Source organism: Pseudobutyrivibrio ruminis AD2017, assembly GCF_000424305.1.
GTDB lineage: Bacteria > Bacillota > Clostridia > Lachnospirales > Lachnospiraceae > Pseudobutyrivibrio > Pseudobutyrivibrio ruminis_B.
On the sequence record NZ_AUJQ01000014.1, the window covers coordinates 1 to 17,584 of the forward strand.

The 17,584-nt window shown below is 34.3% G+C and carries 19 protein-coding genes and 1 pseudogene; 1 reads left to right on the forward strand and 19 read right to left on the reverse strand.

The window, feature by feature from the left end; all coding sequences use genetic code 11:
* From G611_RS15635 to G611_RS0109450, 15 genes and pseudogenes are all read right to left on the reverse strand, one after another.
* Positions 1-153, reverse strand: a pseudogene (locus tag G611_RS15635) (IS5/IS1182 family transposase); the annotation flags it as partial.
* 215 nt (positions 154-368) lie between these two features.
* Positions 369-524: a hypothetical protein gene (locus G611_RS15915; protein ID WP_155942278.1), complete on the reverse strand. Its 156-nt coding sequence runs from the start codon at positions 522-524 to the stop codon at positions 369-371.
* Positions 487-774 carry a hypothetical protein gene (locus tag G611_RS0109390; protein ID WP_028243400.1) on the reverse strand — a complete coding sequence of 96 codons (288 nt, stop codon included), beginning with the start codon at positions 772-774 and terminating at the stop codon, positions 487-489. Before G611_RS0109390 ends, G611_RS15915 begins: the two co-directional genes overlap by 38 nt.
* The gene (locus G611_RS0109395; protein WP_028243401.1) at positions 752-1,504 is read right to left on the reverse strand and encodes a hypothetical protein; all 753 of its coding nucleotides are present in this window, start codon (positions 1,502-1,504) and stop codon (positions 752-754) included. The genes G611_RS0109390 and G611_RS0109395 overlap by 23 nt, the downstream gene beginning before the upstream one ends.
* Positions 1,505-1,529: 25 nt before the next feature.
* The gene (locus tag G611_RS0109400) at positions 1,530-2,741 is read right to left on the reverse strand and encodes an MBL fold metallo-hydrolase (RefSeq protein ID WP_028243402.1); all 1,212 of its coding nucleotides are present in this window, start codon (positions 2,739-2,741) and stop codon (positions 1,530-1,532) included.
* Positions 2,742-3,304: 563 nt separating this feature from the next.
* A complete protein-coding gene (locus G611_RS15415) occupies positions 3,305-4,906 on the reverse strand; it encodes a hypothetical protein (protein ID WP_051195196.1) in 1,602 nt (533 codons plus the stop codon).
* A gap of 317 nt (positions 4,907-5,223) precedes the next feature.
* Positions 5,224-6,171, reverse strand: a complete 948-nt coding sequence (locus G611_RS0109410) for a bacteriophage abortive infection AbiH family protein (RefSeq protein ID WP_028243403.1) — start codon at positions 6,169-6,171, stop codon at positions 5,224-5,226.
* Between the two features lie 20 nt (positions 6,172-6,191).
* Positions 6,192-7,037, reverse strand: coding sequence for a GIY-YIG nuclease family protein (locus G611_RS0109415; protein WP_028243404.1), 846 nt, complete (start codon positions 7,035-7,037; stop codon positions 6,192-6,194).
* Between the two features lie 32 nt (positions 7,038-7,069).
* Positions 7,070-7,687, reverse strand: a complete 618-nt coding sequence (locus G611_RS0109420; protein WP_028243405.1) for a recombinase family protein — start codon at positions 7,685-7,687, stop codon at positions 7,070-7,072.
* A gap of 246 nt (positions 7,688-7,933) precedes the next feature.
* Positions 7,934-9,262 carry an ATP-binding protein gene (locus tag G611_RS0109425; RefSeq protein ID WP_028243406.1) on the reverse strand — a complete coding sequence of 443 codons (1,329 nt, stop codon included), beginning with the start codon at positions 9,260-9,262 and terminating at the stop codon, positions 7,934-7,936.
* A 245-nt stretch (positions 9,263-9,507) separates the two neighbouring features.
* Positions 9,508-9,987, reverse strand: coding sequence for a YbaK/EbsC family protein (locus G611_RS0109430; protein WP_028243407.1), 480 nt, complete (start codon positions 9,985-9,987; stop codon positions 9,508-9,510).
* Between the two features lie 124 nt (positions 9,988-10,111).
* Positions 10,112-10,456: a hypothetical protein gene (locus G611_RS0109435; RefSeq protein ID WP_028243408.1), complete on the reverse strand. Its 345-nt coding sequence runs from the start codon at positions 10,454-10,456 to the stop codon at positions 10,112-10,114.
* A 30-nt stretch (positions 10,457-10,486) separates the two neighbouring features.
* Positions 10,487-11,077 carry a helix-turn-helix domain-containing protein gene (locus tag G611_RS0109440; RefSeq protein WP_028243409.1) on the reverse strand — a complete coding sequence of 197 codons (591 nt, stop codon included), beginning with the start codon at positions 11,075-11,077 and terminating at the stop codon, positions 10,487-10,489.
* A gap of 574 nt (positions 11,078-11,651) precedes the next feature.
* The gene (locus G611_RS15920) at positions 11,652-11,795 is read right to left on the reverse strand and encodes a hypothetical protein (protein WP_207636295.1); all 144 of its coding nucleotides are present in this window, start codon (positions 11,793-11,795) and stop codon (positions 11,652-11,654) included.
* 22 nt (positions 11,796-11,817) lie between these two features.
* A complete protein-coding gene (locus G611_RS0109450) occupies positions 11,818-12,378 on the reverse strand; it encodes a TetR/AcrR family transcriptional regulator (RefSeq protein ID WP_028243410.1) in 561 nt (186 codons plus the stop codon).
* Between the two features lie 111 nt (positions 12,379-12,489).
* Here G611_RS0109450 and G611_RS0109455 point away from each other — a divergent pair, with 111 nt between their 5' ends.
* Positions 12,490-13,515 (forward strand): sugar phosphate isomerase/epimerase family protein, encoded by a 1,026-nt coding sequence (locus G611_RS0109455; protein WP_081657026.1) that lies wholly within the window; start codon positions 12,490-12,492, stop codon positions 13,513-13,515.
* A 305-nt stretch (positions 13,516-13,820) separates the two neighbouring features.
* On the opposite strand, the gene G611_RS0109465 is transcribed toward G611_RS0109455, so the two are convergent.
* The 4 genes from G611_RS0109465 to amrS form a co-directional block, all read right to left on the reverse strand.
* Positions 13,821-14,081, reverse strand: coding sequence for a type II toxin-antitoxin system Phd/YefM family antitoxin (locus G611_RS0109465; protein WP_028243412.1), 261 nt, complete (start codon positions 14,079-14,081; stop codon positions 13,821-13,823).
* Positions 14,082-14,573: 492 nt separating this feature from the next.
* Positions 14,574-15,050 carry a pyridoxamine 5'-phosphate oxidase family protein gene (locus G611_RS0109470; protein WP_028243413.1) on the reverse strand — a complete coding sequence of 159 codons (477 nt, stop codon included), beginning with the start codon at positions 15,048-15,050 and terminating at the stop codon, positions 14,574-14,576.
* 281 nt (positions 15,051-15,331) lie between these two features.
* On the reverse strand, positions 15,332-16,720 hold the full coding sequence (gene amrA / locus G611_RS0109475) for an AmmeMemoRadiSam system protein A (RefSeq protein ID WP_028243414.1): 1,389 nt from the start codon (positions 16,718-16,720) through the stop codon (positions 15,332-15,334).
* Positions 16,721-16,735: 15 nt separating this feature from the next.
* Complete coding sequence (gene amrS, locus G611_RS0109480; RefSeq protein ID WP_028243415.1) at positions 16,736-17,572, reverse strand: AmmeMemoRadiSam system radical SAM enzyme; 837 nt, start codon at positions 17,570-17,572, stop codon at positions 16,736-16,738.
* Positions 17,573-17,584: the final 12 nt, after the last annotated feature.

Sequence of the window (17,584 nt, forward strand, 5' to 3'; positions counted from 1 at the left end):
ATCAGGAGAATATTTATCTCTGACTAAATCATAAATAAAAGACCAATCAATGGCTTTATCTATGATTCTTAGAAGATGATCCTGGGGAACCAAGTCATCAGTACATACAAATTCAATCTGCTTTCTAGCCTTCTCATTTTGTTCTGTAATCATTATTCTAACCCCTTGTTTTGATACATTTATTATACCAAAAAAGAGGTGAGAAAGCTTGGAAAATCAAGGATTTCTCAGCTTTTAGTTAGCCTAAAAATGAAAGAACTGGAGTCCGCTGACTCCAGTTCCTCCTTATTAAAAAGAAAAGGTCGCGACGAAAGCCGCGACACTTTGTCTACACTCTGAGCACTTACCTAAGTAAGTGCTCATTCTTGCTACATCACGCCTTTAGACTCTTTAATATAAAAATCACCAATTTCTCTGTCAAACTCCAAGACATACTCTGGAGTTCCCTCGATGAATTGCCCATTCTTCATCCATTTTTCAACAATCTTAAGTTTTTCTTGCAATTCCTTTGGTAAAATTGGCATTTTTCAATCCCTCTACTGTTCTATATTCAACATATACCTCATCAAATCTCTTTGCATTATACATATGCCTTGCATATATACTTATCACACCTACATTTTCGGCTGTAATGCCTTTTTTGTCAAGAATTCTCTTACTTTTTTCACACATATAGTCGATAACATTCTCATCAGAATTAATAACATTTCCAGCGTTTATATACTGCTGTGTATCCTCCCAATGAAAGAGTTCATGCAGTTGAATGATAGTCACATTTGTGACCCCTGTATTTGCAAAACGGTTCTATTTTAAAATCAGCTATACCCCCATGTTCAGAAACTGAAATAGTAAAAACATTAACGAGCTTTGTTATTTTTTCCCATTCATTATGGTATCTTTCATCGAGCATTTTTATGATTTTATATTGATATGTCTCCCTTCCATCATCATTCTCCTTAAACACCGCAATTGCTGGTTTTAGAGATAAATCTGAATCATACGTAGATGTATAGGTCAACGTTTCTGCAACCATTCTACTAATTGTTTCAGTACTGTTTGGAGGCTTAACTTCAACGCCATATTTTTCACCATTATAGTTAATGACTAGATCTATACCCCCAACACTATCAACAACACTTTGCATTGGTACTTCATAATCTTCTATTTTTATTTTTCCAACGTTTCTCCAGCGAACTTTCAGCTTGCAATTATTACAATTCTTAGTCTTATCAGAAGCATTATAGTAATACATACAACGACATATTCTTTTTTCAGTCTGCCTTTCAGAATCACAACCTTCGCATAAGTTATGATTAGGATTGGTTTTCCCCAACCCTTGTGAATTTAATAGTTCGCTTTTGAGATAATTTGTTATATTTTCACTTTTAATTGCGTTTTCACATATTAGGGACAATTTTTCTATATTCTCTAATTCTTTCGAATGATGATTAATTCCGTCTCTATCTTTATAATGCGCACTGCTGTTCTTTTTTGAAATTGCCATTGTAATTTCCCTTTCTAGTCATTGACTATATTTCAAATACCTTCGTTTCCCCATCTTCAATAGAAATCTGATTCTTAAGTTTATTGATTTCCTCTGACTTTTCCGTATGTATTACAATCACCTTCTCTGGTTCCACCATCTCGACAAAACTTTCTAGGTCCTGTTTTGTTACATGCCCAGAAGAATGGATTATTCTTAAACATCCCTTGTCATGGGCCATATCTGTTAGTTCTTTAAGCTTCCCTTTTTTCATATAGCCTGACCACATGGAATAAATAAGGACTGTTTTCTCTGGACATTCTACTAGATATTTTCGTAGCAAAGCCTCATGATCTGCCTTACTTGGGCGGATCATCATGATAAATCCCTTATCTTCCATGCCCGCATCAATATTCTTACCATATGTAGTCTTGGTTCTAAATAAGTACCTATCTGGGAGCCTCTTCTCAGCTATCTCAAACAGAGATTTCTGAAATTCATCTATAACAAAGTATTTTCCTCTAGGATAGTTATCCATACGATACCTATCAACGCTATCTGAAATATCTTTAAATCTATCAAAGTTGGTTGATGAAAGAATGGTAAAGCAGTACTTATTCTCATAGATGCAATTCCGCATCAAATTTTCCACTACTTCTTCCGTATACGCTTTGTTCGCATCTTCTTTTCTGGATAACGTAGTCCCTTCTGTAATCAAAAGGTCTATCTTTCCTAACTTTTTTACACTTGAAAGAAGTTCTTCTCTGTACAAGCCATGCAGCCTAAAATCTCCGGTATGAAGTATTTGAAAATTGTCAGCCTGTATAAGAAACATGAAGGACTCAGCAGCCGAATGATCTGATAATATAGGCATTATCCGAAATGATCCTATTGTTATTTCATTTCCAGGGACGAATTCATCTATTCTGTCTATATCGACATCAGCAAAGAAATGTGGATTATACCTTTTATAAGCTGCTATAACATCTTTAGCAAAACCTCCCATATACACAGGTATATCAGAATTAATTCTTCCTATTTCACCAACGTGATCACCATGGTAATGAGTAAACAGCACAGCATCAAATGCACTTTTCCCTTTAGTCAGCCCTATAACATCCAGTTCCTTAGTAGCATCCTCTGGAAGTGGGCTACCAAAATCAATAGCTATACGAGTGTTTTTGTATGATATCTCCGTACAACATCCACCTATTTGTTCAGATCCTCGATAAACAGTGACTCTTATTTTATTATCCATATTATTACCCTACACAAGCTTTTCAGCTATACTTCTTATAAATCTGATAAGCAGCTTTCTTTACACATTCTCTCATACTATCTGGACTTAAAACTTCAGTATTCTGTCCATATTTCATAATCCAGTAGAAAAATGCATCCGGATTACATTTGAGATCAACTATAATATCATTGCCTCTCCCAGCGTTTCCCGGAAATCTTTTCCAAAGTTATCAATGAGTGTGTCCATGAGGTACTCGTTGGCACGCAGTTTTATATGCTCATTTATTGTAGTTAGTATATATTTTTTTTGTGATAAAAATGTATAAGTTCTAATTTACTGAGCTCATACATATTTGCCACACTGTTATTGTGTAATCACAGTACTAAAATAAACGTTCATTTAATTAGTATTAAATAGTGTTGTTACACACGGGGCATTCATATCAGATTATAGTATTAAAATAAACGAACACCTGTAATAATACAAAACAAACAGTACACATGATGAAAAAAAGCATCAGGAATGCCCTGTGCTTAACTTGGATATATATCTTTAGGTAATGTTTGTAAATTACCTATTAATTACAACCGATTAAATATACTTATCGTTTCTCGGCTATCTACATATAATACACCGTCCTCTTTTATAGAGGATAATTTACCTTCATCTACCAATGCTTGGATTTTTTCTTTGGACATACCATAACTAGCAAGCAACGAATATGCTTGTTCAAAGGAATAGTACCCTGGTTTCTTAGGATGCATTTTAGCTGGATGGACATATTCTCGTCGAGGAGGTCTTTTTCGATTGATAAAAGCTTCATCATAAATTGAGATATCAAGTCCTAATAGTTTTACCATCCTAAGTTCATCTAGAGCATCTCCCAATGCATTATGTGTTTCTATATAATTTATTTCTCCAAGATAATGCATCATATCTGAAACTTTGAATCCCTTTTTGATTTTACCTGTAGCACAAAGACTAATATTATTGGGAATTTGCTCATTGTATTGCTTGTAGGCTGCAATATCAGCAATATCGCACCAAGAATAATTACTCAATTCAGGCAATCTATCATAGTCAAATTTTCCACAATAAGCTAAAAGTCTATCTGTGCCGTATGTCTCTAGTTGATTCTTTATTATAGTCATAATATTAGGGCGAGAATCAATAATTGGGTCTTTAATATTTTCTAGGAAGAGCATATCCCCATACATTGAAGGAGTTTCGTAAAGGGAATTAACTATATAATATCCTGACCATAATTCGTGCATGTTTGTTTTATCAGCAATCACAACACCTAAAGAAATAACCTGATCCATAAAATTAGTTTCTATATCAATTATTGCAAAGGTATTCGTTGCTATTTGGGTATTTTTTACGGGAGCAGCATATGCTTGACCATATCCAATTACATTTTTTTCTATTTCATGAATGATGTCTTCTTTGATTTTACTAATCTCACATATATAAGCTTTATTTAAACGCGGGTTATAAATACCTATTTTTGAAATATTATTAAAACAATCAAATGTTGAGTGCTGTCCCATTATCCAATACATAAGGATTTGTAGGTATTGTGCTTCACTCGGATTATTTTTTATGGTTTTTATGTCCCATAAAGTATCTTCGGTTAAAATATCTCCATCCCCAGCACCTATCTTGTCTGTATATCCCCCATCGAAAGTAAAACCTAATTTTTTTATATCACTAGTTTCTATAAAAAATCGATGTGTTCTCATAACCATGTATCTAACGTGTTCACAGGTTACTTTACTAGGTTTTAGATTTCTGTAATCTACTATCTCAGTCGGATTCCTATAATATAGATCAAATGATGCTAGTTGATAAGCGGCTCGTATAGATTCATCGTCCAAATCAATAATAATTTCTCCTAATATCTCTGCAATCTTTAGAGCATTAGTGAATCCAAAAATAGTTTCAGCTATTTTTGCACCTTTATATGAAATATCAAATGCCTTTCGTACATCTTCACCGTTTAACAAAAAGCGACTTAAATAGTCAACAACCGTTCCTGTTAAACCATAATCCATATTTTCTTTTTTGTAATCAGTATCAATATTTGTCCAGTAGTCAGTATTGACGACTTCAAAATTAGAAATGCCTATAAAACCTCCTGAAGGTTGAGGATAAGTTTTTGCCACACTCCAAACGGTACTCATAATATTTTGCCTCCAATTAATTGATTTTTTTGTAAATAAACAAAAAGCACCTAATCCTGACCTAGCCTGTCCTGATTAGATGCGTACATTACCTTTAGTTATCGTATCGTTAGTCTGTATGCTTGTTCTTTTCTAAACTGTTCTGTTCCTTTTCAAAATGGAATTCTTCTTTCGGCTAAAGAATACCATTCTAACCTTTGTAAAAGCTCAAGTAGTGTGCCGAAATAACACCACTGTCAACACCTTGCTAGTATATTACATTAATAAACACAAGTATTCAACAATAATTTATACCATTGACAAAATTTTAAATTAGATTACCATCTTCGGCACTTACAAACTTTATAACCATAATTTCTAATTTTTTGTATGTATTCTGGATTATTATCCCAATCAAATTTATTAAAATACCATTTCACCTTTTTTGGATTGATTTGCTTACTAATTTCATCTATATAACACATATCAACATTAGAAAAAGAGAATCCATATGAATATATTCTATTAATTTTATTAAGATTATTGAAAAAAAACTGATTCCTTTTAATGGCGCCAGCAGTGTCTTTTTCCATAAACTCGACTAATGAATTAAAAGCGTCTTGTATTCCAAAGAATGATGATGGGGTTTGTAGATTTTCTTCTGTTCCATGCCCAAACAGTATCTCAGATTTTGAATCTTTTGCGAAACCATGTATATGACAAACTCGGTTTGCGGGTACTTTATATAAATCTTCTATAGTGCTAGTATAATTGAAATTCAAAAATAAGGCATTTCTAAAAGATGGTTTTCTTATTTTCTTTACTTTCTTAAAATCTATTTGTGCAAGTATCTCAAAAACCCATTCATTAAATAATTCTCTTATTTTAATAAAACCGTTTGTAACACTTTCAGCATTATCCTGGTTATTATATATGGAATTTTTGATTTCATCATCATCTTCTTCATTCCAATCTACATCGTTAAAAAACCAATCTGTCTTATCCAGTACATTGTTAGCATAATCAATACCAATTGATGCTTCTAAATTTCCCCAGGTTTCTCCTGCACAATTATCGATTGCAGAGATTATAGACCCAATAAGATCATCCATATCGTATTGTTCATCACCATCTGGCATAGTCACCGACTCAAGTATTCCATCAAACTCATAATTATAACTTGGATATTTTTCTACAAGATATTTTCGAAAATCGGAATACGTTGTACGTAATCCATGACCATAACAATCAAAACCATTTCCTATAATAAACAATTTTCTAGCCATAATCTTTTTAATACATGCTCCTAATTCATATTTAAACCATAAACAGATTCTCTAGTTAATAATTTATCCTTATAGAGATTTTCAATTTCCACAGCTTCATTAATGGTGATTGGCTTTTGTAAAACACGTAATATGGTGAATTGAAAATTTAAAAATGCATCTGGGTAAGATTTTAGATGTTCTTTTATTTTCGCATCACCGCCATCTTTGGACTTATAGTATTCTGACCATCTACCTAATAATCCTTGTTTACCATAAGTGGAACCAATATATTGTTTACCATTCATTGAATCACATATTAAATATATAGCATTTATGTTTGATAGTGCCTCATTCCATTTCCTATATCTTGGATTAGATATAACATCACCCAATTGGCTGTATTTTAGAATTACAGCCTCGTATCCAGGAAAGCTAATTTCTTCTCTACTAGCAATAGATAAGACCTCTTTATCATGTTTAGCCCACTGTGCCCATGACCTAGCATTAGGCCAGTAAACTATGAGTTTATTCTCCAAATCATTCATAATATCAAGCTTTTCAAGTTCATAATAAGTATGTGTATCATCAAAATGATTAGGATATGGATATCCTGCAGGCATCTGTTTAGCTACTTGAGCCCCACTGAAGAAACTAACAACTCTGTATACACCTATAAAAGTTGCTTCACTACCCATTTCACTTCCAACAAATGAAGCAATATACTCACAATCTTTGAAAGAGGTTTTTGTTTGGGTAGACTGATAAGCTTCAATCATCCCTTTTGCATATATTTCTGCAACATCGGTTTTACTAAGAGGATGTCTTAGAATTTTTGTTTTATTAATGTCTACTCCGTATTCTTTAAAAATTGATGATAAATGCATTAATATTTTCCTCCTTTTGCCGTATACATATCTTAATTGCTTATAATACTAATATATTTATAAATTGTCGTACGCGAACAGCTTAGCAAGTTGGCAAAATCAGTAACATTTATGCTGCCAGCTTTGTACATAGGATAGTATTTCAAAAACTTCTCCGGTAGATTTGAGGCATCAACTTTAGGTCTTCCTATTTTATGCCCCTTTGCCCTGGCGTTTTCCATTCCAGATTTAACTCGCTGCGAGATAATATCACGCTCCATTTCCGAAAAGACACCCCACATCATGAGCATGCCTTTTGTCATTGGATCTATTTCATCAGCAGTACAATCTACAACAAAGCTACCTATCATAAGTTTAAGCTTCTTGTCCTGGACTATCTGCATGATGTCACATAGATGTTTTGTGGAACGAGTTAGACGCGAAACCTCTGTAGTTACAATCGTATCACCTGGCAATACAGTATCGAGCAATTTCTGGAACTCAACTCTATCTGTTTTTGTTCCTGATTCATATTCCCAATAAATGTATTTATCATTGGTTACACCTAAAGATTTCAGCTCACGTTTCTGTCGATCAATATCCTGCCGCGATTCATTCGTGCTGCATCGAGCATATCCGTAAACTCGATTTTTAACATCTTCTTTTTTCATTGAGCACACTCCTGTCCAATAAATGGCTTCTATGTTTCGTGAACACTTTTTACAATAATTTTACGCTCCCCAGAATATCAATCAGATGAAAAAATCCGTTGATATTACTGGAAAACGCATCATTTTGATTAACATAGTGTTATTATAGCATATTTACAAGTTTATGTGTTCACGAAACCAACTGTTTTATTGAACAAACAATAAAACAAAACGGCTACATTTTTATCATATATCTTACTTTACGAGTTACTCTATTGAATTTATCCATTCGGCAGCTAAATAAAGTGGCACATTTACCATCCATTCTTGTTCTTTGTATCCAGACATAGAAAATCTAACTGGTTTTAATTCATTATTGCCATCATAAATAGTTTTTAAACTTTTTGATCTTAGGTTTTCTTCGGCCTTCACTTCTATAGGATATACTGCATCTTTTTGAACTAAGAAATCTAATTCCAACGTAGAATTTTCCTTAGAATAATAATACAATTTTTCTCCAAGAGATATTAGTTCCTGCGCAATGAATTGCTCTGTAAATGCACCCTTATATTCTTCAAAATAGTTTTCTCCAGTTAAAACCTCTTTTGCTGTGACATCAGCCATTGCTCCCAATAAGCCTAAGTCCGAGAGAAAAAGTTTAAAAGCGCTCATGTCTTCATAGAATTTTAACGGTCTCTGTACTTTGTTAACTCTTACAACTTTATGAATCAATCCTGCGTTAACAAGCCATTGGATTGCATCTTCAAAATCTTTGGCACGAGCACCTTTTTTTACTACACCATAAATAAATTTCTTATTTTCTTTTGCTAGCTGTGAGGTTATACTATTCCAAACCATTATAACTTTAGGTAATAGATCATCTGGCACATGTGTCGAAAAATCCTTCTCATAATCGTTTAATATTCGTTGCTGGATTTTTCTGACCTGTTTTAGATTCTCTTCTTCCAAATATTTTTTAACAACTTCAGGCATACCTCCAACATAATAATATTGACGAAGTAAATCTGTTAACCTTGATGAAAATGTTGCGAGTTCTTCCCAACGGTGTTCTCTAATCTGATCCACTAAAATACTATTACCGGTTGCCTCAACGAATTCTAGAAAGTTCATAGGATACATATTTATTTCATCAACTTTACCTACAGGAAATCCTGTCCCTGTATTTTCATTGTTGTTATTTTGACTTTTCTTTGTACGAAGTCTTACCCCCAACAAACTACCCGCGACAACAATATGGTATTCATTAGCATTTTCACAAAAATATTTAAGGCTAGTTATTCCACGTGGTACTGACTGTATTTCGTCCAAAATTATTAGTGTCTCTTCGGGATGAATTTCTTCACCTGAAATCGAAGAGAATCCACGTAATAAACGTTTTGTATCATAATCTGAAAATAGCGATAGCATCTCTGGAGAATCATCGCAATTTATATATGCAACATTTTTATATTCATTACGCCCAAATTCTTTTAAAATCCAGGTCTTTCCAACCTGTCTAGCACCATCTAGTATTAATGGCTTTCTGTCTTTATCATTTTTCCATGCTAAAAGCTGTGAATATACTTGTCTTTTCATATGGCCCTCCATTTTTATGAGCGAATATCTATAGATAGAATACAATTTTATGAGCGAATTATCAAGGTCATAGAACAAAAAAATGAGGGAAACATCTAGGCAATTTAACAATTTTATGAGCGAATCTATGTGCCATTTCTTCTCAGAATATATTTATATACGTAAAACAGATATTTAAAGGAAAGATAGGCGCATGTGAATAACACCCGCCCTAAGACAGCGCCTTAAGACGGTGAATCGAAAAATTATTCTTCGTCATTCCAACCCTTACAAATATCTACCCAGCCTTTGACACTAGCTACGCATTCAAGCTCATCTGGTGTAATTTTAACAGATGTAAACTCATTTCCACCTGCAGGATGTACGTACTCAAATCTTTTAATTGAGATATCTAACCAGATTGGAATGTTTTCAGGCACTGCAAATGGACATACGCCTCCTGGCTGAAATCCAGTGATTTCTTGTACCTGATCACTTGGAATCATATGAGGCTTTGTATGGAAGTAAGATTTAAATTTTGAACTGTTTACCTTACCATCACCGGCCATAACGACAATAACAGGCTTTTCATCTACTACAAAAGAAAGAGTCTTAGCAATCTCTGGTTCGGAACATCCAATTTGCTGGGCTGCATGTTCTACAGTATCAATTGTCTCAGTGTGAATTGTAAGTCTATCTCCAAGAGAGTTTTCTTCAAGATAGTTTTTAACCTTCTCATTAATCATGACTATGTCCTCCAATTAATTGTAATTATAGATTACCATTTCCAAAAAGTGATATAGCCATAATTTATAAGTGGTTATTAATTCTAGTTATCCTTAAATTAAAAATTGATTTAAATCATAAAACTTATTCTACTACTGTTTCTGACTTTTTCTTCAACTCATCCTTGTAATAAAAGAATGCTACCACCTCAACAAAGCTCTGTATGCCTAGTGTAAACATCATAATAATTCCAACCTTAGTAATAGAAAAAGTATTATCTTTACCTAAAAAAGATGCAAATCCTATCCACATAATTACCATATACCAAAGCACATATGATGAAGTAGCCTTTGCCCTTGTTATTAAGGCTTTGATTTCCTCATTTTGATTTGCTTTATATTTCACTCCAACGTAAATCATCCAAATTGCCCATACTAAAACTAAAACTCCTGCTACAACTCCTAATACTGCAAATAAATTCTGATTCATAATAATTATCCTCCTCGTATTTTGTAAACTTTATAAACCAATTACTCTTTTAAAAATAAATACTACTGTGAAACTCAATACTCCGGAAATTAATCCAGCCAGTATCATTACTGCTACAACTTGATAATTGCGCTTTCCGATTTCTCGCTGCTTGCTGATTTCATCAAGATTCTTTCCATTCATGAAAGTAACAATTTCCTTATAAGTAATAAGGTCATTCTCTTTTTGAATGCCATTAAGCTTTGTTGCGAAATAAAACATCGCTATAGCAAGAATACCTTCAGGAATTAGTCCCCATAATCCAGTAACTAAATATAATGGACCGAATGTTACAATCATAATAGCCAAACAAGCTAGCATCATTTTTCCGTAAAACTTCATTTGTTTTACATCTTGATCATTAATAATCTCTTGCATTTGTTCTACATCTCCTTTGACTAGTTGATCTAGAGAAATCTCAAAAAGATTACTTAGTAAAAGAATACTTTGAATATCAGGATAGCTTTTCTCGTTTTCCCAATTAGAAATTGTTTGTCTAGATACGAACATCTTCTCAGCTAACTCATCCTGATTCCAATTGTGTGCGCTTCTTAAATCCTTTATTCTTTTTCCAAGTTCCATTTGCTTTCTCCTTGTTGTCTAAATACTACCCAAAGGGCGATGCTTCTTCCATCAAAAGGCTTTTACATTAGCCAAAAATACGGATGTAAAAACCCTTTTACATACCATTTTTGCCCCATTTTACGGGGTTTGGAAACGTTTTTATTTTACCTGTTTCTAATATATAAATAAAGATAAAGAAAGAAAAATATGCCTAGGCACAGTGCCTAGACATATTACGAATTACTATATTAGTTATTTCCCTCAAGGAATACACAATTCAAATGTAATTTTTTTCAACTCCCGAGCAGTACTAACTTCATTTTTCTTTCTAGCACTGCTCATTTCTCTTCTCTCGAATGGGCTTTGTGGCTTTGGGATTTGTGATGCTACGGCAATATGGTATGAATAGTTATTTCTTACCGTAATATTTCGCTGAGATTGGACTGATTTTCTATTACTTATTTTAGTTTACTTTAGTTAATTAAAGTATATTTCACCATATTTCAAATACGTTGCCAAGTTACGCCACACTACCTGAAGACATTACATCACAAATTCATATTCTCACTATTTTCACGTAATAAGCCATATCTCACATAACATAACCTCTATCTACAGCAGCCTTTTCAACTAATTCCATAAGTTTATAGGAAAGTCCCTGACCTTTAGCAGCCAATCCTCTCAATAAAATGACTCCAAGCTCTGTCTCATCGACATATGAAGAAACTATCGGCACATTTAAATTCATAGAATGCAATTCATATTCCGATTACTCTTCCGGATGCATTTAATATTAAACTGCACATTTTCTGACAGCTAAGGCTGCATCCGTCAGATATCCAGTCACTTATCATTTTGACACTTCCGTGTAAAACAAAGGAGGACAGATATTTTTTTTCATATTCTGTGATAGATGAATTACGCATGGATGCCAGCACAAATTTATTAAAATCCGGTAGTAATGAGCTTATATCTGATATAGGATTTAAGTTATCTTTTCCCAGAAATAAGATAAAAAAATCCGCATTGTCTTTTATGAACTGAAGTGCATTTACCAAATCATCAGCTATTTTCCGATCCTCGGCTAAATTCTCCATAAGCAGAGCGGTTGTTTTAGATATATATATTGAAGCAATTTCGTTTAACACGTCATATTGACTGCCATAATATTTATAAAAAGTTGTCCTGTTTATGCCGGCTGTCATACATAATTCCTTTATAGTTATCTTTTCTATAGTGATATTTCCAAGCATTTGTATAAGAGAATTTCTTATACGCTCTTTTGTATGTAAAATCTTGGTCTCTCCGGAGGCTGTCATTGATACTCCTTTCCTGAAATCAACAGAAGTTAAATATTTGTCGGTTGAAATCAACACGTGATGATTATATTATAAGCAAAAATAAACCGAAAGGAAATATAGGTATCTAAAATGAGAAAGCTAAAGGAAAAAAAGCCACTGCTATTCACCGTCTTAATTGCCGTGTTGTGCATGATTATTGCCTTTTTGATAAGAAATATATATCGAAATGCCACAGCAGGACCTTATGAAGTTACAAGAAAAGAAATAGCTGATTATTTCAGTGCACAGCTTAATACTCAGGATAATACTGTAAAAAAAGGCGTACAGCAGATTATGCTCGGTACAGTATCGGATAATTACGACACTACGCTTGACGCTTTGAAACATGTTAAAGCTGCCGGATATGATTATATAGAGATAAATGATTTCATGATAGAAAAATCTCCTTTTATAGTAAAGCTTTTGACAAAATTTGGTGGAATGGACATAGGAAACAGCTGTAATCAGGATTGGCATACGCTTATTTATGAGAGTGGGCTCAAGGTAAGCAGTATGCATTCAAATCTCGGTGCAATAGAAGCAGATCCTGAGAATGTTGCGAATCTTGCAAAAAGCTATGGCACAGACGTAGTTGTTATAACAGGAATGTACAGATTTGATTATAGCGATTTAAACGAGGTTGAGAGTCTGGCAGAGCGGTTAAATGCTGCAGGAAAAGCTCTGAAAGAACACGGCGTAAAGCTTTTATATCATAATCACAACTGTGAATTGCAGAAGGTTTCAACGGATAAGACAGCTTATGATGTGATTATAGAAAACACTGACGATGAATATGTGAATTTTGAGCTGGACACATATTGGATGACTGACGGAGGCGCTGACGTCTATCCAATAATAGAAAAGCTCGGCTCACGTCTTAAGTACTGGCATATTAATGACAGAGGAAACACTCAAAAAGGACCATATATGACACCCATCCTTAAAGAAAAGGCCACAGAGCTTGGAAAAGGCAATATGAATCTTAAGGGCCTTTCTGAAGTCATAAAGGAAAATGGTGTTATGGCAGTTATTTTGGAAACTCACATGAACTGGATTGACAATGATCCGGTAAAGAGTATCGAAGTGAGTTCCGAATTCATGAATAAATATTTTTAAACGTGGCTGAGATGAGGAAGATAATGCTATGCGCAATGTCTCCTTTGGGCATACTTTGATTGACAATCCGGAATTACTGAGCTATTTCAAATCTTTGAGAACATACAGCAGCTCAAAGTGCAGTTAGAATAGTAACTGTTAACGAACCTTGACAGCCCAAAAGCCATTCTCAGGAAGCTATAGGGATAGTCTACCCTTTTATTTTTTCGTTTCTGTCAAAAAAAGGCTACTACATTTTTGTAGTAACCTTTGTAAAATCAGGGTATATATGATTTTTTGCATTTACCTCTGGAAGTGACGTTAAATTATAAGCCATATTTGCTCCTTAGCTTACCTAGAGATTCTCTTGCGTCATGTGTTTTTCCCTCGGCTATTTGTTTTTCAGAAGTAAGTAAACTTTGATACATTTTTAAGGCATCTGAAACACCTTGAAATGTTTCCATGCTCATTAAAACCATGTCACCGTATCCATTTTTTGTAACATAAATTGGCTCATCTACACTATGAGCTAATTCTGATACTTCTGATGTATTTTTTAAATCTTTAATTGGTATTATCTGCGGCATAGTTACACCTCCACTATATTATGGGATAATTATACCATAAAAAGTACATCTTGAACATAGGCACAACATATTACTTTTCTAGCTATGCCCATTTCTCTTCTCCAGAATGGGCTTTGTGGCTTTGGAATTTGTGATGCTACGGCAATATGCTATGAATAGTTACTTCTTACCGTAATATTTCGCTGAAGTTGGACTGATTTTATATTACTTATTTTAGTTTACTTTTGTTTGTTAAAGTGTATTACACCATATTTCAAATACGTTGCCAAGTTACGCCACACTGCCTGAAGTCATTACATCACAAATTTATATTCTCACTATTTTCACGTAATAAGCCATATCTCCTAAGTAATCTTCTACTATCTTTTACCACTGTATCTCACCATTCTAATTTCACAGGGGTAATTCTCCACTACAGGGCAGTACTGGAAAGCTTGTGTTAAAGGCCTTTTTGGTATACCCAAATATTATTCATAGAATATATAAAATTTTTCAAGATTCATTCACCAGCTTACCCGTCATGTGCTCTGGTATAAACTCTAGGCATTGTACATTACGAAATGAATTTTGGATTTCCTTTTTTAAATACTCGTCATCATTAGTAAACTTTTTGGTGAGTTCAGAGCAGATTTTAAGTGCTACGGCTTCATCTTCGACCAAATGAATTCTTCCAAAAGCAATTACACTTGTAATGTTAAGGGCCCAATCTCCTTCTTTGCGATAGCCATCATTATATACACAGAAGCTGGCCTTATCACAAGTCTTTATAGCATCAATTTTGTGCCCTGCTTTTGCTCCGTGGAAGTATATTTTTCCATCTTCTTCACAATAATAATGGTTAATAGGCAAACCATATGGATAACCATCATCACCAATTACAGAAAGTACACCTCGTTTTGTAGTCTTTAATATCTCGATACATTCTTCAGCGGATACTTGTTGTTTAAATCTTCTCATTTCTCTAAACATGATTAACCTCCATATAATAAAACACGCCACTCCTTCACCTACTAAGACCTAACGGTAAAGGAATGACGTGAATCCCATTACTCGGTAGCAATGGGCGTATGTAATAAATTAGCTGTTGCTTTCATTTCAGCCGTAAAGTACTAATTAAAAAGACCTCCTGCAATGTCCTTAATTTCTTTCATATCGATTTTACCGTCAGCTAAAGCTTCTTTAACTTTCTTGATGTCAGCATCATCAACTTTAACACCAGCCTTGTTTAAAAGGTCTTTTGCCCTTCACTATCAAGTTATGTGTCTAATCACTTCAAATCTTTGCAGGCTGATTGGCTCATTTTCAGATATACCACCCTTTTGCCTTGCAATAGATATTTGTTGTGCTACAGAAGTTACTCCATCTAAATCCGGAAGAAGTAATCCTCTTTTATGTCCGCTACTCACTATTACGCCATATTTTTTAACGTCTAAATACTCGGGTGAATCTATAGGCTCTGGATCACTAAGTACATCTACATTTATTTCTAAGTCAGGTATTTCCTCTGGACTTATAGGATTAAATCTAGAATCTCTTGTTGATGCACTGATAGCATTTTGAATTATTTCTTCTGCTACACAGCTTGTAGTAGGAAGGATGGTTCCAATACAGCCTCTTAAGCGACCTGATTTATGAATGGATACAAAGGCACCAGCCTGTTTTTCTATTAATTCACTAGGCAAATCCTTTGGTAAATCAAGCACCTTGTTGCTTAAAATATAGCTTTCTAATGACTGCCATGCTAAGTTGACATATGCATCAGAGGAATGCTTTGTTTCACTTATAGATTCTTTTAGCTTTGTTATATAGCGCTCTCTAAAATGGCGCTCATTATTTTCACCAATAGGATAAAAGGATGCAATACCATAACCTACTCCAGTAACATCTTGGTGAGAATAGACTTCAGCTTTAATCTCTTTTCCATCTAATGCACCTGCCATAATAACAAATGAACGATGTCCACATTCGGCAGCCTTTTCACAGAAATCTTCTTTGAAATCAAACATTTCATCAAAGGCAGCACGTTTTGCCACATCCACGATTCGTTCATCATAAACTGGCCCTTCTTTTGAAAAACCGTAAGGTCCATAGTCTTGTAATTTGTGAGATAAATCGCCACTGGCCACGAAGACTACTCTTCTATTTGTATCAGCTACCGCTTTTTGAATCATTTGCCCGAAGCGATAATGATCAAGTAATCCAAGTCCAGATAGACCGATTCTAACTATTTTGCCACCCTTATATTTATTTCTTATAAACCATAGGGGAACCATGGTGCCATGATCAAGCTCTGGGTCTCGTTCACCTAAAGTTCCAGCAGGGAAGCTTTCTTCATAAGCAATATCATTAATTGCTTCCACTAACTTCTCATCATACTCTTCGTCAAAAGAAACCTCTGGTGCATTAAATCTAGCGAATGAACCTTTCGCACCATTACCTGGAGAAATATGGAAATAATCAGAATACATGATGCTATGTGGGCTTGTGATAATAATAGTTTCAGGTGCAATCTTTGCTATTTCATCAGCTACTCTTTCATAAGCATCAGTTGTTTTTTGAATTTGTTTTTCACCACCTCTTCCAACAGCTGGGACAATTAGTGGTGGATGTGGAACCATAAATGCAGCTTCTATTGCCATAGTCGTATCCCCCCCTTAACAGTTTCCTGTATAAACGTATGTCAAATGCTTTTCTGCTTTAGATTTTAGATGATATATAGTATCAACTGGTGTTGCTTCTTTATCTGTCATATGAAATCTCGGAAAAAACCTAGATATGTGAAGCGGTATGTTTTTATCTAGTGATGCAATCCATGAACTAAGTTCATCCATTTCCTCGTCTGAATCATTTTCGTTTGGTATCACTAATGTGGTTAGCTCCACATGGCAGTGTTTTACAGCTTCTTTTATGAACTCCATTACCATCTTTCGATTTCCAAGTAAAACATCTTCATAGTAATGGTCTGTAAAACCTTTTAAGTCTATGTTCATGGCATCAATGTAACCAAAGAGCTTTCTTACAGTCTCAACATCAGCCATTCCATTTGATACAAGAACGGTTTTCAAGCCTTTTTCTTTTAAAAGCTTTGCCGTATCAAGCACGTACTCATAAGAAATAAGTGGTTCATTATATGTAAAGGCTACACCAATGTTTCCATTAATTGTTTGCTCTTCTGCTATTCTTGTAAGCTCAGCTGGTGAAACATATGTTGCTTTTCTTTTAAAAGATGCTACCTCATCACCCCATGAAATATGATAGTTTTGGCAAAAAGGACATCTTAAGTTACAACCATAGCTTCCAACAGAAAGTATCATGCTACCTGGATAAAAACGATTTAAAGGTTTCTTTTCTATTGGATCTAAAGCAATGGATGTTAGTTTCCCGTAATTATCAGCAATGACTTTGCCATCTTTACATGTCCTTACTTCGCAAAAGCCATAGCTTCCTTCAGAAATGTTGCAATGTCTGAAACAAAGGTTACATTTTGCCATAAAACCCACCTC

Bases quoted from the DNA above. Each gene is read 5' to 3' on its own strand.
- G611_RS15915 (WP_155942278.1), bottom strand. From the start codon at position 524: ATGCCAATTTTACCAAAGGAATTGCAAGAAAAACTTAAGATTGTTGAA.
- G611_RS0109395 (WP_028243401.1), bottom strand. From the start codon at position 1,504: ATGGCAATTTCAAAAAAGAACAGCAGTGCGCATTATAAAGATAGAGAC.
- G611_RS0109400 (WP_028243402.1), bottom strand. From the start codon at position 2,741: ATGGATAATAAAATAAGAGTCACTGTTTATCGAGGATCTGAACAAATA.
- G611_RS15415 (WP_051195196.1), bottom strand. From the start codon at position 4,906: ATGAGTACCGTTTGGAGTGTGGCAAAAACTTATCCTCAACCTTCAGGA.
- G611_RS0109410 (WP_028243403.1), bottom strand. From the start codon at position 6,171: ATGGCTAGAAAATTGTTTATTATAGGAAATGGTTTTGATTGTTATGGT.
- G611_RS0109415 (WP_028243404.1), bottom strand. From the start codon at position 7,037: ATGCATTTATCATCAATTTTTAAAGAATACGGAGTAGACATTAATAAA.
- G611_RS0109420 (WP_028243405.1), bottom strand. From the start codon at position 7,687: ATGAAAAAAGAAGATGTTAAAAATCGAGTTTACGGATATGCTCGATGC.
- G611_RS0109425 (WP_028243406.1), bottom strand. From the start codon at position 9,262: ATGAAAAGACAAGTATATTCACAGCTTTTAGCATGGAAAAATGATAAA.
- G611_RS0109430 (WP_028243407.1), bottom strand. From the start codon at position 9,987: ATGATTAATGAGAAGGTTAAAAACTATCTTGAAGAAAACTCTCTTGGA.
- G611_RS0109435 (WP_028243408.1), bottom strand. From the start codon at position 10,456: ATGAATCAGAATTTATTTGCAGTATTAGGAGTTGTAGCAGGAGTTTTA.
- G611_RS0109440 (WP_028243409.1), bottom strand. From the start codon at position 11,077: ATGGAACTTGGAAAAAGAATAAAGGATTTAAGAAGCGCACACAATTGG.
- G611_RS0109450 (WP_028243410.1), bottom strand. From the start codon at position 12,378: ATGACAGCCTCCGGAGAGACCAAGATTTTACATACAAAAGAGCGTATA.
- G611_RS0109455 (WP_081657026.1), top strand. From the start codon at position 12,490: ATGAGAAAGCTAAAGGAAAAAAAGCCACTGCTATTCACCGTCTTAATT.
- G611_RS0109465 (WP_028243412.1), bottom strand. From the start codon at position 14,081: ATGCCGCAGATAATACCAATTAAAGATTTAAAAAATACATCAGAAGTA.
- G611_RS0109470 (WP_028243413.1), bottom strand. From the start codon at position 15,050: ATGTTTAGAGAAATGAGAAGATTTAAACAACAAGTATCCGCTGAAGAA.
- amrA (WP_028243414.1), bottom strand. From the start codon at position 16,720: ATGGCAATAGAAGCTGCATTTATGGTTCCACATCCACCACTAATTGTC.
- amrS (WP_028243415.1), bottom strand. From the start codon at position 17,572: ATGGCAAAATGTAACCTTTGTTTCAGACATTGCAACATTTCTGAAGGA.